The 25,809-nt window shown below is 44.4% G+C and carries 23 protein-coding genes and 1 pseudogene; 17 read left to right on the forward strand and 7 right to left on the reverse strand.

What is annotated here, in order from left to right:
• Nucleotides 1-49: 49 nt before the first annotated feature.
• The 5 genes and pseudogenes from BC351_RS33735 to BC351_RS33760 all read right to left on the reverse strand — a co-directional run bounded on the left by BC351_RS33735 (nt 50) and on the right by BC351_RS33760 (nt 5,458).
• A pseudogene (locus BC351_RS33735) lies at nt 50-1,206 on the reverse strand (IS3 family transposase).
• 321 nt (nt 1,207-1,527) lie between these two features.
• A complete protein-coding gene (locus BC351_RS33745; RefSeq protein WP_079419366.1) occupies nt 1,528-1,992 on the reverse strand; it encodes a RidA family protein in 465 nt (154 codons plus the stop codon).
• Nucleotides 1,993-2,041: 49 nt separating this feature from the next.
• Nucleotides 2,042-3,646: an N-acyl-D-amino-acid deacylase family protein gene (locus tag BC351_RS33750; protein WP_079419368.1), complete on the reverse strand. Its 1,605-nt coding sequence runs from the start codon at nt 3,644-3,646 to the stop codon at nt 2,042-2,044.
• Nucleotides 3,647-3,668: 22 nt separating this feature from the next.
• Entirely contained in the window at nt 3,669-4,802 is a 1,134-nt protein-coding gene (locus tag BC351_RS33755) for an alanine racemase (protein WP_079419370.1), read from the reverse strand.
• On the reverse strand, nt 4,802-5,458 hold the full coding sequence (locus BC351_RS33760) for a helix-turn-helix transcriptional regulator (protein ID WP_079419372.1): 657 nt from the start codon (nt 5,456-5,458) through the stop codon (nt 4,802-4,804). Before BC351_RS33760 ends, BC351_RS33755 begins: the two co-directional genes overlap by 1 nt.
• Nucleotides 5,459-5,617: 159 nt before the next feature.
• On the opposite strand from BC351_RS33760, the gene BC351_RS33765 reads away from it, so the two are divergent.
• The 17 genes from BC351_RS33765 to BC351_RS33845 all read left to right on the forward strand — a co-directional run bounded on the left by BC351_RS33765 (nt 5,618) and on the right by BC351_RS33845 (nt 22,957).
• Nucleotides 5,618-7,414, forward strand: coding sequence for a sensor histidine kinase (locus BC351_RS33765; protein ID WP_079419374.1), 1,797 nt, complete (start codon nt 5,618-5,620; stop codon nt 7,412-7,414).
• Nucleotides 7,411-8,970 carry a response regulator transcription factor gene (locus BC351_RS33770; RefSeq protein WP_079419376.1) on the forward strand — a complete coding sequence of 520 codons (1,560 nt, stop codon included), beginning with the start codon at nt 7,411-7,413 and terminating at the stop codon, nt 8,968-8,970. The genes BC351_RS33765 and BC351_RS33770 overlap by 4 nt, the downstream gene beginning before the upstream one ends.
• 125 nt (nt 8,971-9,095) lie before the next feature.
• Nucleotides 9,096-10,442 (forward strand): extracellular solute-binding protein, encoded by a 1,347-nt coding sequence (locus tag BC351_RS33775; protein ID WP_079419378.1) that lies wholly within the window; start codon nt 9,096-9,098, stop codon nt 10,440-10,442.
• A 72-nt stretch (nt 10,443-10,514) separates the two neighbouring features.
• The gene (locus tag BC351_RS33780) at nt 10,515-11,390 is read left to right on the forward strand and encodes a carbohydrate ABC transporter permease (protein WP_079419380.1); all 876 of its coding nucleotides are present in this window, start codon (nt 10,515-10,517) and stop codon (nt 11,388-11,390) included.
• A gap of 28 nt (nt 11,391-11,418) precedes the next feature.
• The gene (locus tag BC351_RS33785) at nt 11,419-12,291 is read left to right on the forward strand and encodes a carbohydrate ABC transporter permease (protein WP_079419382.1); all 873 of its coding nucleotides are present in this window, start codon (nt 11,419-11,421) and stop codon (nt 12,289-12,291) included.
• Nucleotides 12,292-12,316: 25 nt separating this feature from the next.
• Entirely contained in the window at nt 12,317-13,381 is a 1,065-nt protein-coding gene (locus BC351_RS33790) for a Gfo/Idh/MocA family protein (protein ID WP_079419384.1), read from the forward strand.
• 36 nt (nt 13,382-13,417) lie between these two features.
• On the forward strand, nt 13,418-14,296 hold the full coding sequence (locus BC351_RS33795; protein ID WP_079419386.1) for a sugar phosphate isomerase/epimerase family protein: 879 nt from the start codon (nt 13,418-13,420) through the stop codon (nt 14,294-14,296).
• Nucleotides 14,297-14,479: 183 nt separating this feature from the next.
• A complete protein-coding gene (locus BC351_RS33800; RefSeq protein WP_158082319.1) occupies nt 14,480-15,343 on the forward strand; it encodes a LuxR C-terminal-related transcriptional regulator in 864 nt (287 codons plus the stop codon).
• A 41-nt stretch (nt 15,344-15,384) separates the two neighbouring features.
• Nucleotides 15,385-15,927 (forward strand): hypothetical protein, encoded by a 543-nt coding sequence (locus tag BC351_RS33805; RefSeq protein ID WP_079419390.1) that lies wholly within the window; start codon nt 15,385-15,387, stop codon nt 15,925-15,927.
• The gene (locus BC351_RS33810; protein WP_079419392.1) at nt 15,928-16,257 is read left to right on the forward strand and encodes a hypothetical protein; all 330 of its coding nucleotides are present in this window, start codon (nt 15,928-15,930) and stop codon (nt 16,255-16,257) included.
• A 112-nt stretch (nt 16,258-16,369) separates the two neighbouring features.
• Entirely contained in the window at nt 16,370-17,905 is a 1,536-nt protein-coding gene (locus tag BC351_RS42530) for a hypothetical protein (RefSeq protein WP_079419394.1), read from the forward strand.
• Nucleotides 17,895-18,455 carry a stage II sporulation protein M gene (locus tag BC351_RS33820; protein ID WP_158082320.1) on the forward strand — a complete coding sequence of 187 codons (561 nt, stop codon included), beginning with the start codon at nt 17,895-17,897 and terminating at the stop codon, nt 18,453-18,455. Before BC351_RS42530 ends, BC351_RS33820 begins: the two co-directional genes overlap by 11 nt.
• A gap of 13 nt (nt 18,456-18,468) precedes the next feature.
• The gene (locus tag BC351_RS33825; protein ID WP_079419398.1) at nt 18,469-19,137 is read left to right on the forward strand and encodes an ABC transporter ATP-binding protein; all 669 of its coding nucleotides are present in this window, start codon (nt 18,469-18,471) and stop codon (nt 19,135-19,137) included.
• A gap of 83 nt (nt 19,138-19,220) precedes the next feature.
• Entirely contained in the window at nt 19,221-19,748 is a 528-nt protein-coding gene (locus BC351_RS33830; protein WP_079419400.1) for a hypothetical protein, read from the forward strand.
• A 177-nt stretch (nt 19,749-19,925) separates the two neighbouring features.
• Nucleotides 19,926-21,086 (forward strand): efflux RND transporter periplasmic adaptor subunit, encoded by a 1,161-nt coding sequence (locus tag BC351_RS33835; protein WP_079419402.1) that lies wholly within the window; start codon nt 19,926-19,928, stop codon nt 21,084-21,086.
• Nucleotides 21,070-21,768, forward strand: a complete 699-nt coding sequence (locus tag BC351_RS33840) for an ABC transporter ATP-binding protein (RefSeq protein WP_079419405.1) — start codon at nt 21,070-21,072, stop codon at nt 21,766-21,768. Before BC351_RS33835 ends, BC351_RS33840 begins: the two co-directional genes overlap by 17 nt.
• Nucleotides 21,746-22,957: an ABC transporter permease gene (locus BC351_RS33845; protein WP_079419407.1), complete on the forward strand. Its 1,212-nt coding sequence runs from the start codon at nt 21,746-21,748 to the stop codon at nt 22,955-22,957. The genes BC351_RS33840 and BC351_RS33845 overlap by 23 nt, the downstream gene beginning before the upstream one ends.
• A gap of 105 nt (nt 22,958-23,062) precedes the next feature.
• Here BC351_RS33845 and BC351_RS33850 read toward each other — a convergent pair whose 3' ends face one another.
• Together BC351_RS33850 and BC351_RS33855 are read right to left on the reverse strand one after the other, a co-directional pair.
• On the reverse strand, nt 23,063-23,914 hold the full coding sequence (locus tag BC351_RS33850) for an SDR family oxidoreductase (RefSeq protein WP_079419409.1): 852 nt from the start codon (nt 23,912-23,914) through the stop codon (nt 23,063-23,065).
• 202 nt (nt 23,915-24,116) lie between these two features.
• Nucleotides 24,117-25,733 (reverse strand): long-chain fatty acid--CoA ligase, encoded by a 1,617-nt coding sequence (locus BC351_RS33855; protein ID WP_079419411.1) that lies wholly within the window; start codon nt 25,731-25,733, stop codon nt 24,117-24,119.
• Nucleotides 25,734-25,809 lie beyond the last annotated feature (76 nt).

The raw sequence follows: 25,809 nt of genomic DNA on the forward strand, positions 1-25,809 counted from the left end.
TGTACTTCTGTCAATAGCGTAGACACAAAATTAAGGAACAACCACGGCATTAGACAGCCTGATTTCTGTAGTAAATTTGTTCGAAATGATGAGCCGTCTCGTATCCTAGAGTAGAATGTGGTCGTAGTCGATTATAGTCAAACTCAATGTAAGCATAGAGTTCTCTCATGGCTTGTTTACGGGTCTTAAATTTTGTTTGGTACACAAATTCTTTTTTCAACGTGCTATGGAAGGACTCGATACAAGCGTTATCATAGCAATTTCCTTTACGGCTCATGCTGCCAATCATTTTGTACTCTTGTAACTTTGCGCGGTAGTCATGACTAGCGTATTGAGAGCCACGATCAGAGTGATGAATTAATCCTGGCTCAGGCTTGCGACGCTTATATGCCTTCTCTAGCGCGTCTAAAACGAGCTCCCTTGTCATTCGAGCTCCCATTGAAAATCCTACAATTCTGCGAGAGTACAAATCCATTACGCTTGCCAAATACAACCAGCCCTCGCCCGTCTGGATGTAAGTGATATCCGTTACCCAAGCTTTATTCGGCGCTAGCACAGTAAACTGACGATTTAACACATTTTCGAACACAGGCAAGTCATGTTTAGAATTCGTCGTAGCCGTTACTTTCCTTACGGTTATTGACTTCAATCCCATTTCCTTCATACGCCGACTGACCGTTTTGGAAGAAACCGCAGTCCCATTTTTTCTTAATACGGCTGTAATCGTCGGACTTCCTGCGCGTTTTTTAAAGTGATTAAACAGTCTTCTTATCTTCCGATCTAGCGCTTTTAAGCGCTTTTCACGAGCACTAGGTTCCCTCTTAATCCATTTGTAATATCCGCTTCGTGAGACTTCTAAAACGGTGCACATCTTCTCGACCCGGTACTGGAAGCGGTGTTTATAAATAAACGAATAAATCAGCACGGGTCCTTTGTGAAGAAGTGCATCGCCTTTTTTAAAATCTCATTTTCCTCTTTTAATTCGAGGATGCTTTGCTCCAACTTCTTCATTCGTTCATAGTCTACAAACACCTGAGACTGAGATTCTACAGTTCTACTGCCGTACTGTTTAATCCACCGACTTAGGGTACTTTTAGGAATATTTAATTCCTTAGAAATTTCAATTGGTCTCTTATTAGCAGACTCCATGTGTTCAACTGTCTTGCGTTTAAATTCCTCATCATAACTTTCACGTTGTGATCCCATGCCACACCTCGACCTTATTTAATATCTATATTATAAAGGTTGTTCCTTAAGGTGTGTCTACGAAATAGTCTAACTTCAAAAACAACGAAATAGCGTACCGTAGTTCCCGTTTGGGTGGTTCTAGACGGGTTTTGTCACAAATAAGGGACTGTAGTTCCCTCCCACTAGTGGTTGTTGGGATTGTCTCCAAAACTGCTCCGGCAGCGTTTAATTAGCTTGGAACAAGAATGCACGCATAACAAAAACCTAAAAGAACCTGAAGCAGCCGCCTCAGGTCCTTTCCGATTTCCAAGTTCCAGTTTCCTGGTTTCAGTTCATTTCCTAGTCTCTCACTTCAACGATAAGTTCAATTTCAACCGGCGTATGGAACGGAAGATCGCTCGTGCCGATCGCTGAACGCGCATGCTTGCCTTGTTCGCCGAAGATATCGACTAACAAATTGGATGCACCGTTGATGACATACGGCTGATCGCCAAAGCCGGGAGCGCTGTTGACGAAGCCCAGCATTTTGACGATTTTAACAACGCGATCCAAATCACCCAAGTAGCCTTTCATGACGGCGAGGCAGTTGATGATCGTTTGGCGGGCTGCTTCTTGTCCTTGCTCGATGGTGACTTCGCGGCCTAGTTTGCCTTCATACATAAGCTCACCATTGATGCGGCAGTCTTGTCCGGACAAATAAATGAGATTACCTGTTTGATTGCAAGGAATATACGTGAAACGCGGCTCTGGGGATGGGGGAAGCGTGATACCTAGCTCTTGTAAACGTTGTTCGATTTGGGACATGATGTTGACCTCCGAATGGGTTGATAGATTTAAGGGTTTGTGAAAATAATTAGTGTCGGCAGCAGTGCTGCGCTCGAATGAAAATGCCTTCGCGCGCGTGGGTATGCTCACCATGGGATAAGGTGATTTTTCCATTAACAACGACGTGCGGGATGCCGTCCGGGTACAGCCTAGGTTCCTCGAACGTGGCGTGATCCTGAATGGTATCAGGGTTAAAGACGGTTACATCGGCGATGTAGCCAGGAACAATAAGACCGCGCATGCCCAGCTTGAAGCGCTGAACAGGGAAAGAAGTGACTTTGCGAACCGCTTGCTCCAAAGTTAGAACGCGATGCTCGCGGACAAACTTGGCGAATACACGAGGGAATGTCCCGTATAGCCGTGGATGAGGCTTTCCTGTATCGCAAGTCAGACTATCTGAAGCGATGAGTGATTTGTCGTAAGCGACTACTTGCTTCACATCATCGTCGGACATATGGAAGTAGACAATGGAGATGCGTCCTTCTTCTTCCAGCAGCAAATCCATCATGCAATCGGCAGGATGCTGCCCGCGAAGTTCACTGATTTCGGCGATGTGCTTGCCTTCGAGATGACGATTTGTCTCCGTATGCATCGCAGACAGGAATACACTTTGCCAGCCAGTGGAGCAGACGAGATTGTCCCAAGTGAGCTGTTCGTGGCTTAATTCTTCACGAATGCGGGCTCGCATAGCCGGATCGCGCAGGACCTCGAGCACCTTCTCGATCCCGCCTTCCAGTACCCATGGAGGCAGGATGGTCGTCAGACTTGTTGATCCTGCGTTGTAAGGATACACGTCGCAGGTCACATCCATGCCGCGGGCTCGGGCATCTTCAATCAGCTCCAAGGCATCGACAATTTGTCCCCAGTTGCGCTTGCCGGCAGCTTTGAGATGGCTGATATGCAGCGAAACGCCAGCTCTTTCAGCAATCCAGATCACTTCCTGAACGGAAGGCAGCAGATTGTTGCCTTCTCCACGAATATGCGTGGAGAAGAGACCGTTGTAGGCAGGAAGCACGGAGCACAACTCGGCAATTTCTTCTTTGCTCGTGTAGCTGCCAGGGGCATAAAGCAGACCGATGGACAAGCCAATCGCTCCGGCTTTCAAGCCTTCTTCAAGGATTTGCTTCATCATCGCAATTTCCTGTGAAGTCGCTGGCCGATTAGCAAAGCCCATTACGGCGATGCGCAGAGCGCCATGGGCTACATAGGTCGCCATATGCTCAGAAGGATGGGAGCCTGCCACAGCGTCGATATACTGTGCGACAGTTTCCCAAGGCCAAGCCCATTTGGTTTGGCCAAGTACAGGCTGGACATAGCTTTGCAGCAGTTCCGCTTGGGCGGGAACGAAAGGCGCAGGCGCCAAGCCGCAATTGCCGACAACTTCTGTCGTGACCCCTTGGCGCATCTTGATTTCACTGTGCGGATAATCGAAGATCATCAAATCGGAGTGACAGTGCCCATCAATGAAGCCGGGCGCAATGACTTGCTTCTGCACATCAATGACGTGCGCCGCTTCCTCATGAATCTGGCCAACAGCCACAATTTTATTGCCTTGGATGGCGACATCGCCGGCAAACCATGGATTGCCGGTACCGTCGACAATCCGTCCATTTTTCAAGATAAGATCCAACATCCTGACGACACCTCCTGATTGATTACTCTAGCATTCCCCGAGCAAGCACTGGCACGCGTTCATAGGTATGACCGCGTTGCATAACAACTTGATTGTGCAGGTTAACGGTGCTGCAAATATGATTAGGGATGATGCGCAGCTTATCGCCAACTTGCAAGATGGCTGTTTGCGCCAGCGGTCCCAGTTCAATCATGCCGTGTTCTTCTGATAAGCGAACGAGATACGCATCTTCAAGGTTCATGATATGGCCAAAACCGCGAAGCTGAAGGGGGTCTGTACCTGGCTGCACATCGGTAGCGAATGTTTTGCTGCCGCCGTCGACGATGATAAGATCAGCGGAGGGACGGCTGACGATCGTGACGATCACGCTGCCTGCACAATCCTCGATGTCGCAAATACCTAGACGTGCCTGCATCCGATCGTGGAACACATAGGTGCCCGGACGAACTTCGGTCACGCCTTCAACGGCAGCTGCGGAAATGGCTGTCGGTGTAGAACCAACGCTAACATCAACGATGGCGATGCCCTCGGCACGAAGACGCTCGGCCAACTGCACCATCAGCGTGCCTTCTTCTTGACCTGCCGCCGCTACGTCAAGCGTAGCCTTGCCAGCATGGAACGAGCCGCGGAACGTGTAGATGCCGGTTAGCCGCAAGTGCGGCATGCGGGCGATTTGCGCCGCAAGCGCAGAGGCCTGTTCATAGGGCACACCGGTTCTGCGAAAGCCGGTGTCGATTTCTAAACGGACTTGCAGGGAGTGGCCGTGCTCAGCTGCGATTTGCTCCAGCTGCTGTGCGCCTGCCAAGCTGTCGACGCCGATAATCAGCTCGATTTGCTCGCTTAGGCGGACCGCTCTTTCAATTTTGCTAGGCGTCACGATTGGATAAGCGACGAAAATATTGTTAATGCCATTCGCTGCCATAACCTCAGCTTCGGAGATTTTCGCAACCGTGATGCCGACAGCGCCTGCTTCTATTTGTTGACGTGCAATTGCTGGCATCTTATGGGTTTTGGCATGCGGACGTAGTTTCACTTGATGCTGCTTAATGGCATCAGCCATCACTTGGATGTTGCGATCGACAAGCGCGGAATCAATGATTACGCACGGTGTTTCCAAGGTTTCCAGTGTTTCGTTGGCTTTTAAGGTTTCTGTCATCACGCTTCACTCTCTTTCGCGGCGCTTTTGCCTTCTTCTAAATGGCTATAAAGGGTATACTTTGAAATATTCAGATAGGCGCAAATCTTCTCTCCGCCTTTTTTGATCAGAAATGCGCCTTTGGCATCCAGCAGCTGAATCATGCGCATTTTGTCTTCTTTGGTCATCACGGCTACAGGCTTGCCTACTTGCTCTTGAGCTTCTTGAATAAGGGCATCGAGCAAATCGCTGACGCTCGTGACGAAGGATTCCTTTACTTCCGTTTGCTGCCCTGGATTAATGAGCGTTTGCAAAGTTCTGTCTGCAATCATAAGCTCGGTAATATCAAAGTTAATGCATAGCGAACCGATGATGTGTCCTGCTTTATTTTTCATATACATCGAGCTTGAACGCAGGATGCGTCCGTCCTTCGTCTGTGTTAAATAGTTGTATTTGTTGCCCTTCACGTGATTGCCTCGCAGCAGCTCAAGTCCCAGGTTCGTACCGGGGTCTCCGACCTTGCGTCCCGTGATATGGCCGTTCGCAATGGCGACGATGGAACTTTCGTAAGATCCGGTCAAATCATGGAGCACGACTTCACAGTTGTCTCCGAATTGAGCGGCAAGCCCTGTCACCAAATCGGTTAAAAAGCCAAATTCATCTTGAATGGATTCCACCTGTTATCCCCCTTGAAAGGTCATTCTGAGCAAAATAGTAACACAAACGCGACGAATGTCAAACAAAAAGTTTGTTGAACTAAAAAAAAGTATGATTTTTAGTTTGGGCTCTGGTACTATGTAAAAAAGATGTTGGAATTGTAAAGGAGAGATCCCCCCGTGAAACGCTGGTTTGCCAAATCACTGAAACGTAAGCTGTCTTTGCTCATTTTATTCGCAGTGGTGCTCCCGCTGCTTTCTATGGGGATTGTTTCTTATCAAATCGCAACATCCGTGACCGAGGATAAAGCGAAGCAAGCAGGGATGAACACTTTAAAGCAAATGACGGACAAGCTTGATTTTGTCATTCAGGACGTTGAAAATATGTCGATTTTTCTGATTGGGCAAAGAGACATTCAAGCTTATTTGAATAGTAAAGAAGGCGATGTCAACAGTTACTCACAAATCGTCGGCACGCTTTGGAATCTGTCGTATTCCAAGAAGTACATTTTGAATATTACGATTACGCCAAGCAACAACAATCCTGTGCTTTTTACAACAACGATTACGAATTCCGGCTTACAGCCGCTTTTGCAGCAATATGAATCCGTATACAATTCAGCGACGAAGTGGTGGTCGCCGCTCTATGAGATTCAGACGTCGGACGGTCCCAAGAAAGTTATATCCCTTGTTAGGCCGATTCGTGATGTCAGCACGTTTAAGACATTGGGCACTTTATCCGTTTCGCTGGATCAGGCAGAAATTGAGCGTTATTTGACGGATGCCGGTTGGGAGAGCAGTGGTTTTGTGCTTTTGCTGGATCAGTATAACCGGATCATTGCCGGTGGCGATCCCAGTTGGCTGGCGCGAACCTTTGCCGAGATTTTTCCGAATCTGGGAAAACTGGAGCGTACAAGCGGTGTGCTGAATGTGGAGAATATGGAGCAGCCGCATACGGTTTTGTACAATCAGATTCCTCGATTAGGCTGGACGTTGATTGGTTTCATTCCTACTGAAATCTACCAGAAACAGAATGGGTATGTGTTGACAGTAACGGCCGTTACGATTGTTATTGCGCTGCTTTTGGCCATGGGGCTGGTTCTGTATTTCTTGCAATGGGTGACGAAGCCTTTGACCAAATTGACCAAATATCTGAAGGATCTGAACCCGGAAGAGACCATTCCCACCTATGAGGTGAAAAGTATCGACGAAGTCGGGCTGCTCGTCCACAGCTACAATAAGCTCAGCGAGCGGATCAGCAGGCTGAAGGACCAGGTGCAGCTGAACGAAGCGATGAAAAAAGAGGCGGATATTTTGGCGCTGCAGGCTCAGATTAATCCGCACTTTCTCTATAACACGCTTTCCTCGATTCATTGGATTGCTTTGATGAACAAGGACCGCCAGATTGCGGATATGGTAGGAGCGTTAAGTGATTTCTTGCGGTTTAGTTTGAATAAAGGGGAAGAGTTTTGCTCGGTTCAGCAGGAAATTTCGCATGCCCAAAACTATGCGTATATTCAGGCGATTCGCTTTCCCGATCAATTCGAAATTGAATTTTTTATGGATCCGAAAATGGTTCAAACCTCGATGTTAAAGCTGCTCCTCCAGCCTTTGATTGAGAATAGTCTGATCCACGGCATTCAGAAGAAAAAAGCAAAGGGCCATATCTATGTGCATGGCGAGCTGCGCGACAATCAAATGAAATTTGTGGTGGAAGACACGGGAATCGGGATGGAAGATGCGAAACTTCGTGACATTCAAGGACAAATCATGCAGGCAAATCATCAATTGGGTGTGCGCAATGAAACGTTCAAAGATGTAAAGATCGCCGTTACGAGCTACGGGCTCATCAATGTTCACCGGAGATTGTTATTGCATTATGGCGCTGGCTCGGGGCTTATGGTTGAGAGCACGCTTGGTGTTGGGACGACGATTTCATTTTCAATTCCTCTGGAGAAGGGAGAGATAGAGCAATGAGAATCTTGATTGTGGATGACGAGGTTATTATTCGAACTGGACTCTGTACCGTCATTGACTGGAAGGAGCTTGGACTTGAACTGCTTCCAGCCGCTTCATCAGCGGAGGAAGCCTTGGAGCGCATCTCCGTGGAGAAGCCGCATATTGTCTTAACGGACATTCGGATGTCCGGTATGGATGGTATCGAGCTTGCTCGCCAGGTGAAGCTGCTGCTGCCGGATACAGAAATCGTGATCCTGACTGGCTATGATGATTTCAGCTATGCCCAGCAGGCCTTGCGCGAAGGTGTCACCGATTACTTGCTGAAGACGAGTCGCCCAGAGGAGATTATTAAAGCGGCGCTTAAAGCGAAGCAGAACATTATGGATAAATGGGAGTCCTCGAAGCAAGATATGCTTCAACAGGCTGCGCTTCGCAGTCAGCTGCTAGACCGGGTGCTAAATCGCGGCTTGCAGGAGGATGAGCATGCCCTAGACCAGCTGCAGGTGTGGTTTCGCAAATATGGGGTAGACGTGTATCCGGATTCGGGCCTGCCTGCACCTATGCAGGTGCTTCTTCTGTTCGTTTCCGGATGGGGGGAATCGCCGATCATGGAGCTGCTCCAAGGCGCGGCGGAGAATATTCTCTTCGAGCTGCTCCCTTGCGTCACCCTGATGAATAAGGATCATTTGCTTCTTGTTGTTCGTCATGAAGCCGGATTCACCGATCAAGCTGGACTGACTAAGGCATTGAAAAGGGTCACGGACACGCTCAAATGCTCTGCATTTGCTTCACTAGGCGCGGTAGCGCCGGATTTCGAAGGACTTCGGGAATCGTACTGTACGGCGAAGGAGGTTTTTGCCTATCAAGGGCTGATCGGATCGCAGGGCTTGTTTACGATTGAAGATATTCGTGAGCGCAGCGGAGGCCGGACGGTTTGTACAGAGAAGGAAGAGGCCGAGCTTACGGCTATCTTAATGAGCGACAATGCAACAGAGCTGCGGCACTGGGTGAACCAGAAGGTGCGCGCTTTGATGGAGGATACAGCGGCTACGCCGCTTTCTGTTCAAGGCTACTTGCAATCGATGATGATTGCCGGGCATCGCTGGCTGGAGCGTGCCAGCTCAGCTCAAAATGGGCCAGCTTCCTTAAGTACGCTGCCTGTCTACGAGGGAGAAGGGCGTCCAGAAGATGAAGTCTTCAAGGTGCTTTCTGCTGTAATGACTCGTTTCCATCAAGGCTTGGATCAAAACCGGTATGCCTATGTCTATAAATCTATTGCTTATATAAGGGATAATCTGCATCAGCCGATATCGCTTCAACAGGTCGCCGGCTTTGTCCACGTCAATCCCAATCATTTCAGTGAGGTATTCAAACGGGAGACAGGCTGCACGTATATTGAATTCGTTACACAGGAACGGATGAAACGTGCCATAGATATCCTGCAAGGGACTCAAACCAAGGTGAGTGATATTGCCAGAAGAGTCGGCTATGAGGATATCAAATACTTTACACAGCAGTTCAAAAAGTACACCGGGAGAACGCCCTCCGAATTTCGGCAGGGGAATAAAGACTGAATAATGTCCCCCTTCGCGCCGAAGTCTCTCCCGTACCGCCTCCTGAGAATGTCCACTATACTCAAGTTGTAGAGAGGAAACGCGAAAAGTGATGTTTCCACAAAACCTATAGGGAGGTCAAACGAATGAAAAAGTCATTGATCATGACACTTGCAGCTACGATGTCGTTAGCTTTGTTAGCTGGTTGTGGCGCAAGTGGAACAACAGAAGGGGCTAAGGGAAGCGCGGCTCCTAAATCGACAGATACAGGCAAACCTGCAGAGAAAATCAAATTATCGCTTTGGCACAACTATACAGGCGAGGATCTCCGTGCCAAAAAGATGCGCGAATACATGGAGAAGTTCAAGAAAGATCATCCGAATGTGGAATTGGATATACAAGGTATTCCGCCCGATGGCTACCGTGCCAGATTGAAAACAGTTGCTGCTGCGAATGAAATGCCAGACCTGTTCGTCATGCAGCCAGGTGTGTTGACGAAGGAGCTTGTTGCCGGCGGCTTGATTCAACCGGTTAACGAACTGCTGGATAGCAAGCCAGAGTGGAAAAATGGTTTCATGCCTGGTTCGTTTAATGATTTCACAATCGATGGCAAAATCTACAGCGCGCCTATGGCATTATCTCCAACTTCTATTCTTTTCTACAACAAAGAAATATTTAACAAATATAATGTACAGCCACCTAAGACATGGGACGATCTCATGAAACTGGTGGAGACGTTCAAAAAGAATAATCTTACGCCAATCGCACTTGGCAACAAAGCAGCTTGGGTTGCGCAGTCCAGCATTCTAAGTTCGCTTGCTGACCGTGTGACGGGGACAGAGTGGTTCTTGAAAGCGGTAGATCAGAATGGAGCGAAGTTCACAGATCCTGAATTCGTTCAAGCTTTGACTTATCTCCAACAGTTGGGCAAGGCTGGTGCTTTCCAAGAAGGCTTCAACAGCATCGATAACACACAAATGGAACAAATGTTCGCTCAAGGCAAATCTGCTATGATGATCGACGGCGGGTGGGCACTGCCCAATCTAGCGGCGAATACGTCGAAGGAAGCACTTGCCAACATGGCGGTTACTGTACTGCCGTCTGTGCCTAACGGCAAAGGCGACCCTAACTCACTTTCAGGCGTCGTAGGAACAGGGATTGGCCTAAGCAAGAAAGTTGCTGGCGCACAGAAAGCGACAGCCTATGAACTGATTTATGCTTTATCAGGCCCAGATGCCCAAAAAGCAATCTTAGAGAGCAATCAACTCGTGAGCTACAAGGTTGATCTCGATACAACGAAAGTATCCTCCTTGTTCGTTGAAGTGTACAAACTGATGGGAACTGTCAAAAGAACACCGGTTTACGATGGCAATCTTAGCTCCTCAGGCGCTGACGTTGTAAACAATGGTCTTCAAGAGCTCCTCATGGGCGGCAAGCCCGAGGATATTGCCAAGAAAATTCAAGACGCGCAAGCTAAAGCCGTCGGTAAATAAGGTACGGCACCAGGACTCCAGCCAATGCCCGGCTGGAGCCTTTTTTCAAAAAAGACAAGAAGGAGGTTCATTATGACTGCATCTGCAAGAATCAGAGGATTCATTACCATAGGGCTCCTCCCGGCCTTAGTCCTATATTTGTTTTTTGTGATTGTGCCGATTTTTTGGTCGGCCTACTACGGATTTTTCGACTGGAAAGGGATCGGAGCCGCCAAGTTTATCGGATTTGACAACTATGCGGAAGTTATTAAAGATCCAATCTTCTGGAAATCTTTCAAAAACAACATGCTCGTCGTGGCAGCATCCGTTTTTGGGCAGGTTCCCATTGCCATGATTCTAGCGCTTCTACTGATGCGCAGCACCTTTTTTCAACGTGCTATCCGTGCTTCTGTTTTTATGCCGATGGTCCTGTCTTCGGTTGTTGTCGGGATTATCTGGGGCTATATCTACCACCCGCAAATTGGTATTTTGAACTTCATGCTTGAGGGTATTGGACTTGATAGTTGGAAAAAAGCTTGGCTCTCGGATCCGAAAGTATCGATGTACGCGCTGATGGTGCCGATCATCTGGAATTATATTGGTCCTTACATGATTATGTTCATTGCGGCTCTCCAAAATATTTCACCTGAAATTGAAGATGCCGCCCAGCTCGATGGCGTAGGCCCGGTTCGCAAATTGTTTGCCGTCACGCTGCCGATGATCTGGGATACCGTGAAAGTCTCTGTCGTCCTCTGTATCTCTGGAAGCTTGAAGGCCTTCGACCTTATCTATGTGATGACGGGCGGGGGACCTGCCCATTCGACGGAATTGCTTGCTTCTTATATGTACAACAGCACGTTCAACGTCTACCGCTTTGGTTTCGGCAGCGCCATTTCAACAGCTATCATTATTCTTAGCTTGATTTTGATTGTCGGAAGCCAATATCTCATGAAAAAAGATTATCGATAGAAAGAAAATGCTTTAGGGAGGGACATCTATGGCGCAGGTTGTATCGACGCAGACGGGATTTCCCGCTGGAGGCAAGAAGCGAAAAGCATGGCTGCAAGGTTTCATTAATGTATGCCTAACCTTATACGGGCTTGTCACCTTATATCCATTGTTTTGGTTGTTTATCAGTGCGTTTAAATCGAATGAAGAGTTTTATTCGCGGCCCTTTTTATTGCCGACCGTGTGGAAATGGGACAATATTGTTCGCGCCTGGAAAGTATCGGGGATGGGGCTTTCACTTATGAATTCAACCATCGTTACGGTAGCTTCCTTGCTGCTCACGTTAGTCATTGGGGCACTAGCTGCTTTTGTATTATCGCGGTTTACGTTTAAACTAAAACCATTTTTCATGGGCTTATTTCTATTAGGAATGCTAATTCCTATCCACAGTACCCTAGTTCCTTTGTTCATTATTATGAAGAAAGTAAATCTGCTGAATACGTACGGAGCACTTATTCTCCCTTATGTGGCTTTTGAGCTGCCGCTGGCTATTTTCGTCATCGCTGCTTACTTGGTTACGATTCCCAAAGAAATTGAAGAGGCCGCTTTAATTGACGGAACAGGCTATTGGGGGATTTTCTTCCGCATGATGCTTCCGCTTAGTATGCCGGCGCTATCGACGGTTGCGATTCTGGCGTTTCTGCGCTTCTGGAACGATTTTGCGTTCGCGCTTGTTTTTATCAGCAAGCCTGCACTCAAGACGGTTCCTCTGAGTTTATCCGCATTCGCAACGGGATATATGACAGATTATGAATTAACGATGGCTGCATTAGCGATTGCCGTATTGCCAACCATTATCGTCTTCTTGCTGTTCCAGGAACAGATCATGAAAGGCATGACGGCTGGCGCTGTTAAAGGATAAGAGACAGATTTCGGAGGAAACCAACATGACGAAACTTAAAGTAGCGGTAATTGGCGCAGGCTCAATCTCTGACGCACACTTAACTTCTTATATGGAACACCCGGAAGTAGAATTATATGCGATTGTCGATATGAACGAGGAGCGGGCGCAAGCGGCCGTTCAGAAATACGGGGCGAAGGTCGCTTTCAAAGACTATCGTGACATGCTGGCAGACCCGCAAATCGACGCGGTCAGCATCTGCACCTGGAACAACTCGCACGGCATGCTGAGCATCGCCGCGCTAGAAGCGGGCAAACATGTCTTGTGCGAGAAGCCTCTTTGCACAACCGTTGAAGAAGCGCTGCGCGTCGAGGAAGCGGTTCGCCGCAGCGGCAAGCTGCTGCAGGTCGGCTTCGTCCGCCGCTATGGCACGAACGCGCAGGTGCTGCGCCGCTTCATTGATGCAGGCGAGCTTGGCGAGATTTACTACGCCAAGGCTTCCTACCTACGCCGCCTCGGCAATCCCGGCGGCTGGTTCTCCGACAAGGAACGCTCTGGCGGCGGACCGCTTTTTGACATCGGTATCCACGTCATCGACCTATGCTGGTATCTGATGGGCCGACCGAAGGTGAAATCGGTCAGCGGCAACACCTATACGAAGCTGGGCAACCGTTCGAACATTAAGAACTTGACCTTCTATCAGGCAGCAGACTATGATGCTTCCAAAAACGATGTAGAGGATATGGCGAATGCGCTGATCCGCTTTGAGAATGGCGCATCGCTGATGGTCGATGTGAGTTTCACGCTGCACGCGAAGAAGAATGAGTTCGCGGTCAAAATTTTCGGCGAGCAAGGCGGCGCGGAGATTGAGCCGGAATTTACGATTATGAGCGAGAAGCATGATACCATTTTGAACATTACACCGCAGATCGATCATCCTTCTTTCGACTTCATGGAAGGCTTCCGCAATGAGATCGACTACTTTGTGCAAGTGTGCTTAGGCCGCAAAGAACTGATTTCGCCTGTTGAAGATGGCGTAGAGCTGACCAAAATCCTATGTGCTATCTACGAATCGAGCGAAAAAGGTACAGAAATTCATTTTAACAAGTAAATAATGACATGGCATATAAAGGGGAGGAATCAGCAAATGGCTCTAACGAATCGAATTGGGATCATCGTAGATAGCTTTGGTGTAGGCGTCAGAGAAGGCTTGAAGAAAGCGAAGGCAGCGGGAGCAGACGGCGTGCAAATCTATGCGGTCAGCGGCGAAATGGACCCGGATCATCTGACGAGCACGGACAGACAAGAACTTAAAGCCTATATCGCTTCACTCGGGCTAGAAATATCAGCTTTATGCGGTGACCTGGCAGGACATGGCTTTCAAGACGAAGCGGCGAATCCCGCGAAAATTGCAAAATCCAAGCAAATTCTGGATCTAGCACTGGATCTCGGCACGAACATCGTGACGACCCATATTGGGATCGTTCCGGAAGATACGCAAAGTACGGTCTACCTCAGCATGCAAAAAGCCTGCGAGGAACTAGGCCAGTACGCCCACAGCAAAGGGGCCTTCTTCGCCATTGAAACCGGACCCGAGCGTGCGGCTCATCTGAAGAGCTTCCTTGACACGATGAGTACGAAGGGGGTTTCCGTCAACTTCGACCCAGCGAATATGGTCATGGTGACTGGGGATGACCCTGTCCAAGGTGTCTACACCTTGAAGGACTACATCGTACACACCCATGTCAAAGACGGTGTCCGTTATCGGGAAATTGACCCGCGTCTTGTGTATGGGGCCTTAGGCTTCGAGGGCATGGACCATGCCAAGATTGCCGAGATGGCTTCGGGCGGCTCGGGAAGTGCTTTCGCGGAAGTGCCGCTTGGTGAAGGCGGAGTTCCTTTTGGCGCGTACTTCCGAGCACTCAAGGAGATCGGATACAACGGCTACTTGACCATTGAGCGCGAAGTAGGCGACAATCCCCAAGCTGATATTGAGCAAGCTGTGAAATACGTAAAGCAGTTTTAGCTGCTTAAAGACGAGAAAAGCCATCTTGAGACTATTTTTACTAAGTCTTGGGGTGGCTTTTTTTTTATCCCCTCACCTTTAATTATAAATGATTGCCATATGTTCGTATATTCTATAAAATTATTTTAAAAGGAAACTATTGTAAAATATAATATGTATTTCCATGCGAAAAAGGGGGAGCAAATGGATATCTTTGGGGAGGGTTCTGATTCTAAAAATGTGTGGATTAGTTTTTCGGATATTGAAGCCGAGAGAATAGAATTGTGGAATAATGCTTGTACTGGTGCCGGAATTAATCGAGAAATTAGAGAATTAGTAGTTCGAATAGACGACGTACAGAGGCAAGAACTAATTTCCCCCAAAAAGTGGCTAATCGCATTTGTTAATGAAGAGGTAGATTCTCTTTCGACAATATTGTCCAATCCATACTTAATCATTCTTACAGATCAAAATGGAGTGGCGATAAATTTAACAGGACCAACGGAAACAATAAAAAAATTAGAGTCTGTTAATGTTGGTGTTGGAACTTCTTTTGCGTTAGAGCATACAGGTATTAATGGCATTTCCCTTTCTATGCAATTGGAAGATTTAGTAGCTGTACAAGGCTCTGAGCATAGCTTGCATTTTTTTTCGAAATGGAGCTGTGTCTGTTCTCCAATCAAACAAGGAGATCAAATATGTGGTTTTTTGGATATTTCAGTACCACTGGAGGAAGATGTAAGATTTATTGCTCACATATTAAGACGGATTGTAAACGATATTGAATCTAGAATGATATCAGCTGGCCCCACTCATAAACAGGTACTTGTTTATGAGCATTTTGATTTGTATTCCCTAACAAATCGTGAAAAGCAAATTGGATTTGGCTGGCTGCAAAATCAAAGTGCTCTGCAGATTTCGATAGCACTAGGCATTTCTGAAGCTACTGTAAGACATATGCTTAAAAAAGTGTACAGCAAAACGAAGTGCCATGATAGAGGAGGATTTATAAGAAAATTTTTGGTTTCAATACCCTATTTGTGGTATTTTCAGGAAATTCAATTTTAGCTAAAGTATACATATATAAATAAAAGTGTGAGGTGCAATTGATGCAGTCTATTTTGAAAGAGCAACTAATTAATAGAAAATCAACTGGATATCTATTGATTATTTTGACTTATATTCTCTTTCTTATCACTTTTTCTGTTGCTTTTTACTCGGAAAATACAACGGTTATAAACGATGTGAAAAGTTTAATTATGTCAAAAACTGCTCCGACCATATCTATTATTGGGATTGCATTAATTCTCTTTTTTTTAATTGTTCTTTTTCAAGTTTTTGTAGGCACCTATTTTCTTTATTTGATATTACGATTCATTTTTAGAGTTGAGTCTAAATTTACCCTGTTTTTCAGAGTTATTTTGTTATGGAACATTACTTTTGTATTAGGTGCTTTATATAATGTTTTAGTTTTCTCAAATAGTTCCTATGGAATTCTAGTTTATTTAACAAACCCTTTGTTTATTTTAGGATTTGTATTGCTAAGCTATCTGCTCCGTACAGTTTTACAAGCAACACTAACTAAAGCCCTTCTGTTTTCAAGTTTTCTATATATTTCGTTTTTAATTATGACATTAATAGGAGGAATATGAATGTTAGCTTTTGCTATTAAATCTCAAAGTACAATAAGCAAGCACGCTTTTCAAATTATGATAGGTGCATACTTACTAGGAGTTGTTTCATTGTTCTTCATAAATAGTGCACAGTTCAGTATTGACAAGCTTCTGCCAGAGATCGGAGGGGCTGCAGTCATGGCTGGATTACTTCGGGTTCGCGATGTTTATAGGACAACCAGAGTAGTAAGATCTGCTTTGAAAGTTGCCTTTGGCTGGAGCGTAATCACGGTCATTATTTTGTTTATCGGTGAAGAAACCATTGGATGGCTATTAGAAAATAATATCGATAGATTGGCCGGCTGGTAGAACGTAATGGTTATCTAAAGTCATTCTCGTAGAGCTTTGAAAACAGAAGGGGTTTGTTTTCGAACATATCAATACTTGATCTAATCCATAATTATAGTGAGAAGGAGATCTTTTGATACTTAAAAATATAACATATACCCTATACCTATTATTTCAATTCTCCTTAAAAGTATTACTAAACAAATGGGTATACGGATTTAATAAAATATTAGGTAATAGTGGTGCTTCGGGTACTCAGCTTGTATCGAAACTATTGAAAAAAGCTGTCTATTTCATTTTTGTAGTTTATCTCTTTTGGACAGCGTTAACGGTGTTATTTCAAGTGTTTTTTCATCATGCACCGATTGCTGAATCCAAATTGAATGTAATTCTACTTGGAGTTCTCATTCTTTGTGCACTATTTATTCTTAATTTTCCAGAAAACAGAGAAATGACTAGATTTATTATTTACTCAAATTATGCTGTGAAAATAAAAAGATACTTGATTGTATATAACAGCTTATTGGGTGTTATTATTTGTTGGATTCTGATTTTTTTTCTCTCCGTACCTTTCCTAGTAGTACAATTTTACTATCATGGTATAAATGGGTTTATTTTTATTGCACAGTATCTGTTTATCTTGTTTATATTTGGTGTGATTGTAGATTTTGTTAAATATTTCATGCTACTGATTAAGCAATTTTATATGAATCATATTCATTTATTTTATCGTTCCATGGCAAATATTCTTGTATGCATCCTTGTTCCTTTTCTTGTTATGCCTATCCATTTTTTTATTGATAAGTATTATTTAAATAGTAATACTTCTGATAAAAGTAAACTCATAATCGATTTAACATCACAAATTCCTGTTAACTTTTCTACTTTCAATTTAGATGGGCAATACTACCTTATAGGTGTGGCTTTCATAATTTTTCTTTTCTTTCTTTTTTTTATTTTAAGTAGTTTATTCTTTAATGAGGCTAGCTTTAGTACTAAGCAATACTCATTTATAAAAATACTAAATAGCAGTCGTTTTTCATTTTTTGTCCATTATGTCCGTAAGTATGGGTTTGTGAATAGCGACATTATAGTCGCGTTATTTATTACGTTTTTAATTGAAAAATATATAAGTATATTGTTTCCGATAGGTAATTTCATCATAATAGTTGCTATTTTGTCTTTAATCTCAACCTTTTTTATTTTTGAGAACAGACCTGAACCTATATTACTGCTTAAGCGTATGAGGCTCCCGTATTATTATTCAGCATTTTTGTTCTCGATGTACTTAATCTTTCAACTTGTCGAATTCGGATTTTTTTATATTATACTTACAGACCGAGACTTAATAGATATAGAAATCATGGCATATAGTACAACTGTCTTATTTGGTATTTTTCTGATGTACTTTGCAATAGTTTGTTATTGTTACGTTATTTATATGCTGGAGGGGATGTTAGAATCCAATGTCTTGACGGCAATATCTATTAAAGTATCTTCTATTTACGTGGGAATGACAGCTGCATTCATATTCACGGTTAATTATTTAACAGGCATTCAATACTGGTGGTTATATGCTACTATCCCGTTTATTATTCTACTTTTATTTATTCAATTCTTTCAGATCTATCAAAAGCACAATAGGAGGAACCAATCTAATGCTCCATAGTGGATTGCTTTTATTGTTGAAGAAGAACAGCAAGATATTGTTGATTGCAGGTTTTGTGTGGGTATTTATTTTAATTTTAACGATTGTATCCATGTTACTTCAGTGGAACAATTTTATTCCAACTAAAGAGCTATACCCGGAATCCGTGCCAATTTTTGAGATTTTCCAGCATAATGTGATGCTTGCTTTTTCGTTTATCCTATTGGGAAATGCAACATTTGGAGTCTTAAGTATGCTGGTTCTGCTTCTAAATGTTTACATAACTTCATTTGCTGTCTACTACGTGTTTATAGAAACAGGATCATTTGGATTCTCGGTTACAGTCATTCTCACCCATGGTATTTTGGAAATATCGGCAATGATTATATGTTTTATTCTTTCTACATTTACTATGAGATTAGCAATAAACAAAATGTTTAACCAGCAGATCTTTTATCTTAATAACTCCAAGCAAAAGGTAACGTTACTAACTTTCATGATAACCCTGTTTTTTCTGGCTGCAGTCATAGAATCACAAGTAAGTGTTCGGTTTTCTGTCTTATTTCTATAAATGAGGTGTTACATTGAACTATGAGCTAAGGAACATTACTAAAAAATACGATAAGACTGTGTTGGACCATATATCATTTAGACTGGCTGAAGGGGAAGTCTATGGCCTATTAGGAAGAAATGGAGCAGGGAAAACAACATTAATGAAGGTTATTTCGGGAATGATTCCATTTGATCAAGGAGATATATTAGGGAATGACAAGGTGGATTTCTTCTCATTGGTTTATTATGTACCTGAAACTCCGGTATTACTTGAATACTTATCGGCCTTTGAAATGTTAAATTTTGTTAGTAGAATGCATAATAAGTCTTGGTCCAAAGAACAACTTTATAATTTCATGGATGAACAGGGAATAACCTCGTACTCAAATGATTTGATTATTAATTATTCCCATGGGATGAAGCATCAAGTATCTCTTGCTATTGCATTTTTAATAAAACCTAAAATTTTGCTATTGGATGAACCCCTTGTGTCGCTGGACCCGATAAATATTCAGCATATGAGGGATCAATTAATTAATTATGCTCGTCAAGGAAATGTCGTTGTAATCTCCACTCATATGATTCCTATTGCTCAAAGAGTTAGCGATGAAATTCTTATTCTGTCGAATGGTAAAATGACACAAGTTTCAAATACTTTTATTGACAATGAACTGGAGAAATATGTAATAAATAATATATAGAAAACTATTTTCGAGTGGATAGAACAAAGGTTAGTGGAGATATTCTGTGCTTATTAATGCGGTTAATTTTTAGGGGGGGCGAGATGGTAAAAGTATGTATAGAACACAAGAATACAGGGTATTTTTTACAGACGGCTGCATATCTGCTTAATTTGATTGTAATTCTAACGATCATAGTCTTGGAAATAGGGGATGAGGTCTATAAAATCAAGGATTTATTCTTGACTAAGACAGTGCAAGCCACTGCAGTTTTTGGATCAATTTTACTAATTATTTTGGCATTTACATATTTAATAATTAAAGGTTTTGGTTTTTTAATGTATGCTACTGCACGGAAAATGTTTGGGATATATTCGGATTACAAGATTATATATAGAATTGCTTTGCTTTGCAATATTGTTTATGTCCTGGGGGCATTGATCGATAAGTTGTTTATATCTCAAACCAAAGACAGTATTTGGCTGTTTTTGGTCAATCCCTTTTTTATCTTAGCAACAGCGATGCTGTTCTATTTCTGCCGAAGTATCTTTCAAGCTACACAGATCCAATCATTACTATTTTCAGCTTTGGTCTATCTGATCTTTTTTATGATATGGTATTTAATTTTGTGAATAGGAGGTTCTTGAAAATTTAATTATTCTCAGTACTTCCTTACTACAGTTTCGTGCGGCGCAACTGGTTTTGGCTTTAGCTGGTGCTTTCACGGCTTCTGCAATTATGAATTTGTTAAAGAAAAAATAGAAACTCCTATTCCAACTTGGAAGAAAGAGACTAGTTAGGGCGTTTTTATGAAAAAAAAGTGGTTTTTGATACTACTCAGTTTAGGAATTCTAAGTATTATCGGGATAAATTTATTTTTGATCTTTAATCCTAATTCCTCTCTTTCCAGTTTGACAAATGTAAGGGTAATTCAGGTAGAAAAGCAACAAATATCAGATACTTTGATAGCTTCCGGCGTTGTAACACCTAGTGATGAGGAGAGAATATTCATTGATGAAGCCATGGGGTCGGTGAAAGACCTATTTGTATATGAGGGGCAGGAAGTTATGAAAGGAACTGAGCTGTTCCGATATGATGAGGAAGAGATCAGGAGTAAGGTGACTTTATTAGAAATCGCTAAAACACGACTATCCCTTGAACTTGAGCAGCATCGTGAAAAACTGGATAACCTAGAGGCCGATTTTAAACATAATTTAAAGGATACTTCTCTTGTTGAAGAGTCCATCCGTCAAGCGGGTAAAGCTAGAAAAGAGTTAGAACGGCAAGTGAAGTATACAATGCTTTCAATAAAGGAAAATGAAATGCAGATGGAAAGTCTTTTAAAGAAGAAAGATAACTTAATCGTGAAAAGCTCGATATCCGGGATCGTAAAAAAGGTCACCCGTAACAGAAATAGAGCAGGCACGGAAGCACAAGAACCTATTATTCATCTGGTTTCTAATGAACCCTACAAAGTTAAGGGCACAATCACCGAGTTTGATTCGGTCTTTGTAAAAGCAGGTCAGCCGGTAAAGGTGAAATCCAAGGTCTTATCAAGTGAGATGTGGGAGGGGAAGGTTAAGAGTATACAATTAAGTCCATCGCAAAGTGGCATAAATTCAGGGCTTGAAAAGAAGGAGTCTGTAACATCTTATCCGTTCGAAGTAGCTCTCATGGATAAACGAGCAGGGTTGCAAGAAGGTTACCACGTGTCTGTAGAAATACAAATAAAAGCAAAAGATAATGTGTTTACCTTGCCTCACGATGCAACATTTGTGCAGGATAGCAAAGAATTCGTGTTCATTGTTGTAGATAATATGTTGCAAAAGAAAGAAATAACGATTGGATTGATGAACGATCAGTTTAAAGAAGTGCTAACAGGCGTTAACGAGGGTGACATCGTTGTCAGACAGCCTAAGATAGATTGGAAAGAGGGATTGGAAGTGAAGGTTGATGTTGCAACTTCGTAATATATATAAAACATATAAATCCGATTCACTCGAAGTTCCTGTCTTACATGACCTCAGTTTGTCGATCGAACAGGGTGAGTTTGTAGCTGTTATGGGACCTTCGGGCTCGGGCAAATCAACTCTCATGAGTATCATCGGACTGCTAGATACAATAACCTCTGGTACGTACCTATTGAATGGACAAGATGTATCAACGTCAGCCGATAAGGAATTGGCGAGGTGCCGAAACAAGCATATAGGTTTTGTCTTTCAACAGTTTCACTTGCTTCCGAGGCTGGATGCTTTAGCGAATACAGAGCTTCCGTTAATTTATGCTAGAGAGAAGAAAAGATTAAGAATGGAAAAAGCGCATTTGGCATTAGAAAAAGTGGGTCTTGGTGATCGTAAGAATCATTATCCTAATCAGTTATCTGGTGGTCAAAAGCAGCGTGTGGCTATCGCTAGAGCTATTATACACAACCCCGATGTAATTCTTGCAGATGAACCTACGGGTTCTTTGGATTCGCAGACGGGTGAACAGGTAATGCGTATTTTCTCTGAATTTAATCGTGAAGGTAAGACTGTTATTCTTGTAACTCATGAACCGGAAATAGCTCAACATGCTCAAAGAACGATCCTTCTTCGTGACGGAATGGTCATTGAGGACAGGAGGGTTAATAATGGAATTATGGGAAGCAGTTAAGATGGCTATTGCATCGTTGTATGCGCATAAATTAAGATCACTGCTTACGATGCTTGGAATTATTATCGCTGTAGCTTCTATTATTATCATTGTTGCTATAGGACAAGGCGGCGAAGCTGCATTGAAGAAGAATTTCGTTGGCAATGGTAGTAACTCGCTAGACATCCTATATCGACAACTGGAGACCGATGAGGAAGTGCCGTTGAACTACGATGAATCTGAAGGCAGATTTGACGAGAGTGATGTTTTTGATCTGCAAAAACTACCTGAAATATCAACAATTATCAAGATGAATTCAACTTCGTCCGTTTTACACTATTTAGATAAGATTGTTAATTCCCAATTGGTAGGTATGGAAGAAGGATACTATGACGTATACCCCATTGAACTGATTTCAGGTCGTCTTATATCAAGAAATGAGATTAAGCAAGGTCGCAAGGTTGCTTTGTTAGGTGAAGATGTCGTTAATAAATTAAGCAGAGGAAAAAGCATCGTAGGAGATATTATTGAGCTTGAGGGGATCTCTTTTAAGGTTGTAGGCATTTATAAAGAAAAAAAGCAGGGTTTCCTGAATTTTGGAATGAAAAAAATTTTAGTTCCGATTGCTGTTTGGCCAACTCTGTTCGGTGAGGATAGCATTCATTCGTTGACAATCCAAAGCCAAGATTTGAATAAACTTAATGAAGCTGGGCGTAAGGCAGTTGATCTGCTTAATAATAAATATCGATATAAGAAAATGAACGGAGAATACTATATCTTTAATATAGAGCAAATTCAGAAATCGCTCTCCGCAATTACGAAGACCATGACAGCTATTATTAGTGGCATTGCGGGAATATCGTTAGTTGTAGGTGGTATTGGGGTGATGAACATTATGCTTGTCTCTGTTACGGAAAGAACTAGAGAGATAGGAATACGCAAAGCATTAGGTGCCACGAGGGGAAATATATTGCTTCAATTTTTAATTGAATCAATGACGCTAACGACATTTGGAGGTAGTATTGGCATTCTTTTTGGAACAGGAGGAGCATATTTAGTCTCAATGTTAACTCATTGGCCGCCGCTTGTATCGGTACCAGTGATTATTGGTGGAGTACTGTTCTCTATGTTTGTTGGTATTATATTTGGTATGTTGCCAGCTAATAAAGCTGCAAAGTGTGATCCAAATGAATCCCTTCGGTATGAATAAAGAGAGACTCTAACCTTAAATAAAAACAGTGCTACAGAGCAGTATCCTGTTGGGAATACCGTAATAGCACTATGTTTCACCCTTGCAGCAGTACGAGCTCGTTGCTTACGACTTGCCCTTGCGCGTCAGCTCCGCAAGATCAATCCACTGCTCATCGGTTACCTCGAGCAGATCGTTGAACTGTCCGGCGCCCTGCAGCCATTCGCCGCCGTCGATCGTGATGACTTCGCCGTTAATATAAGCGGCGAAGTCCGAAATCAGATAAGCCGCGAGGTTCGCGAGCTCATCTTTGTCTCCGACCCGCCGCAGCGGCACGCGGTTCAAAAGCTTCTCCGACAGCTCGGGCGTCGGAGCCAGTCGGCTCCACGCGCCGTCGGTCGGGAAAAGTCCCGGCGCAATCGCGACCTGCCGGATGCCGTACCGGGCCCACTCGACGGCAAGCGAGCGCGTAAGAGCGAGCACGCCGGCCTTGGCGGCAGCCGAGGGTACGACGAAGCCCGAGCCGGTGGAGGCATAGGAGGTGACGATGTTCAGCATCGTACCGCCGCGCCCCTGCTCGATCCATCTTTTTCCTACTTCCAGCGTGGTATAGAACGTGCCGTGAAGGACGATATTCAGCACTGCATCGACAGCGCGCGGAGAAAGCTTTTCCGTAGGGCTGGCGAAATTGCCTGCAGCGTTATTGATGAGAACATCCACACGGCCATAGTGTTGTTCCACGGCAGCCACCATCTCTGCGACTTGCAATGCATCTCGCACATCACAGTTTTTGTAGAAGACCTCCTTGCCGTCAGCGCTCATTTCGGAGGCTGCTTTGGCCAAAATCTCTTCACGCCGACTCGTAATCGCTAGTTTTGCGCCTAACGACAGGAATCTCTCTCCCATTGCCCGGCCAAGTCCGGTGCCTCCGCCCGTAATAAGAATCACCTTATCCTTCAACAAACTTTCCTCGAACATAAAGATGACCGCCCTTCAGTGATTATTTAGATGGCTAATGATTAACGGCATGAGAACTATTCAGCAATGAAAGAGACTTCGAATAGCTCGGTTCGGCGACGGCTCCAATCGAAGAAGTGCCAATCCGGCTTACTTTCATATAGATATCGAGGGTATCGTTGAAATGAGATTGAGATTTATACCGTTCATATATATAGCTTATTTAGTTCCCTGTAAAATAGGCTTGATACTGCTCACGCAGCTCGCGCTTCATGAATTTGCCGACCGACGATCTTGGGATTTCATGGAGGAAAATGACATCGTCGGGAATCCACCATTTGGCGAATTTATCCGTCAGGAAGGTGAGTAAATCGGCTTTATCTCCTGCTTGCAAGGCGGCATCCTTCAAAACGACAAAGGCGAGAGGGCGCTCCTCCCATTTGGGATGAGGGATGCCAACGACGCAAGCCTCGAACACATTCGGGTGGGCCATCAAGCTGTTTTCCAGATCGAGAGAGGAGATCCACTCGCCGCCGCTTTTGACCAGATCCTTGGCCCTGTCAACCAGCTTGACGAATCCTTCGGGATCAATAACCGCAATGTCACCGCTGTAGAACCAGCCATCTTGGAACGATTCCTGTGTTCTTTCGTCTTTGTAATATTCCGTTGCAACCCAGGCGCCGCGCAGCAGAATTTCGCCCATTTCTTTGCCGTCCCATGCGACTTCGCCGCGTGGTCCGACAATTTTCATATCCAAACCTGGCACAAGAAGCCCCTGTGCAGCGCGTGTATCGTATTGTTCATCCAGCGAGGTTTCTTCTTGATAGCTCTTCAACCTAGCGACGGTCACTAATGGACATGTTTCAGTCATGCCATAGGCGTGATAGAACGGTACTTGGAGCCGCTGTTCATAGCTTTCAATCAGACTTCTTGGGGCGGCAGAACCGCCACAGACAACAGCGCGTAGAGATGAAATATCTGCATTGATGGCTTCTTGCGCTTTCAGCGCGGCTGTCCATACCGTAGGAACTCCGGCGGCTATCGTGACTTTCTCATCGGCGATCAGGCCTAGTAAAATGTCAGGGGTAGGCGCGGGTCCGGGAAGGACCTGCTTGCTGCCGAACCAGACTGATGCGAAAGGAAGTCCCCACGCATTGACGTGAAACATCGGCACAATAGGCATGACGCTATCGCGTTCCGAAAGGCCAAGTGTATCGGCGAGGCCAATTGAAAGCGAATGGAGGTAGATGCCGCGGTGAGAATATACGACGCCCTTGGGTTTGCCAGTCGTCGCGGACGTGTAGCACAAACCTGCGGGAGCGCTTTCATTTAAGGAGTCGATGAACGCGTATTGCGGATCGCCGCTATTTAAGATGTTCTCATATCCGTAGACGGGATGTAAAGAAGTAGGGGGCAATTCCTGAGAGTCGGTCATCACGATATAGCCTTCAATGGTCGTCAGTTGATCCTGAATTCTCTCGATAATCGGAAGCAAAGTCTCATCTACCAAAAGAAAACGATCTTCGGCATGGTTAAGGATGTGCACAAGATGCTCCAAGGGGAGACGGATGTTGACGGTATGCAGGACAGCTCCCATACAGGGGATGGCGAAATAAGCTTCCAAATGCCAATGATGGTTCCAAGCGAAAGTGGCCACCCGATCTCCAGGCTTGACGCCAAGCTGCTGCAGAGCGCTGGATAGCTGCTTGGTCCGTCTCCCGAAATCGGCGTAGGTATACCGATGTATGCCGGAGCTTGTGCGAGAGACGACCTCTTTTTTGGCGAATAAGGACTGTGAGCGGTCAAAGAGAGAGCGCAGCGTTAATGGGAAATTTTCCATGTGGAAACACCTCCGGGGTTGGTCTGAGTCTATTGTAATATATAAGCCGGAGGGCCAGGTTATGTCCAAAAAAACA

This window comes from Paenibacillus ferrarius, from assembly GCF_002027705.1.
Lineage (GTDB): Bacteria > Bacillota > Bacilli > Paenibacillales > NBRC-103111 > Paenibacillus_E > Paenibacillus_E ferrarius.

Bases quoted from the DNA above. Each gene is read 5' to 3' on its own strand.
- BC351_RS33850 (WP_079419409.1), bottom strand. From the start codon at position 23,914: ATGTTCGAGGAAAGTTTGTTGAAGGATAAGGTGATTCTTATTACGGGC.
- BC351_RS33790 (WP_079419384.1), top strand. From the start codon at position 12,317: ATGACGAAACTTAAAGTAGCGGTAATTGGCGCAGGCTCAATCTCTGAC.
- BC351_RS33840 (WP_079419405.1), top strand. From the start codon at position 21,070: ATGTTGCAACTTCGTAATATATATAAAACATATAAATCCGATTCACTC.
- BC351_RS33835 (WP_079419402.1), top strand. From the start codon at position 19,926: ATGAAAAAAAAGTGGTTTTTGATACTACTCAGTTTAGGAATTCTAAGT.
- BC351_RS33795 (WP_079419386.1), top strand. From the start codon at position 13,418: ATGGCTCTAACGAATCGAATTGGGATCATCGTAGATAGCTTTGGTGTA.
- BC351_RS33775 (WP_079419378.1), top strand. From the start codon at position 9,096: ATGAAAAAGTCATTGATCATGACACTTGCAGCTACGATGTCGTTAGCT.
- BC351_RS33785 (WP_079419382.1), top strand. From the start codon at position 11,419: ATGGCGCAGGTTGTATCGACGCAGACGGGATTTCCCGCTGGAGGCAAG.
- BC351_RS33810 (WP_079419392.1), top strand. From the start codon at position 15,928: ATGTTAGCTTTTGCTATTAAATCTCAAAGTACAATAAGCAAGCACGCT.
- BC351_RS33800 (WP_158082319.1), top strand. From the start codon at position 14,480: ATGGATATCTTTGGGGAGGGTTCTGATTCTAAAAATGTGTGGATTAGT.
- BC351_RS33820 (WP_158082320.1), top strand. From the start codon at position 17,895: ATGCTCCATAGTGGATTGCTTTTATTGTTGAAGAAGAACAGCAAGATA.
- BC351_RS33745 (WP_079419366.1), bottom strand. From the start codon at position 1,992: ATGTCCCAAATCGAACAACGTTTACAAGAGCTAGGTATCACGCTTCCC.
- BC351_RS33845 (WP_079419407.1), top strand. From the start codon at position 21,746: ATGGAATTATGGGAAGCAGTTAAGATGGCTATTGCATCGTTGTATGCG.
- BC351_RS33855 (WP_079419411.1), bottom strand. From the start codon at position 25,733: ATGGAAAATTTCCCATTAACGCTGCGCTCTCTCTTTGACCGCTCACAG.
- BC351_RS33830 (WP_079419400.1), top strand. From the start codon at position 19,221: ATGGTAAAAGTATGTATAGAACACAAGAATACAGGGTATTTTTTACAG.
- BC351_RS33805 (WP_079419390.1), top strand. From the start codon at position 15,385: ATGCAGTCTATTTTGAAAGAGCAACTAATTAATAGAAAATCAACTGGA.
- BC351_RS33750 (WP_079419368.1), bottom strand. From the start codon at position 3,646: ATGTTGGATCTTATCTTGAAAAATGGACGGATTGTCGACGGTACCGGC.
- BC351_RS33780 (WP_079419380.1), top strand. From the start codon at position 10,515: ATGACTGCATCTGCAAGAATCAGAGGATTCATTACCATAGGGCTCCTC.
- BC351_RS33755 (WP_079419370.1), bottom strand. From the start codon at position 4,802: ATGACAGAAACCTTAAAAGCCAACGAAACACTGGAAACCTTGGAAACA.
- BC351_RS33770 (WP_079419376.1), top strand. From the start codon at position 7,411: ATGAGAATCTTGATTGTGGATGACGAGGTTATTATTCGAACTGGACTC.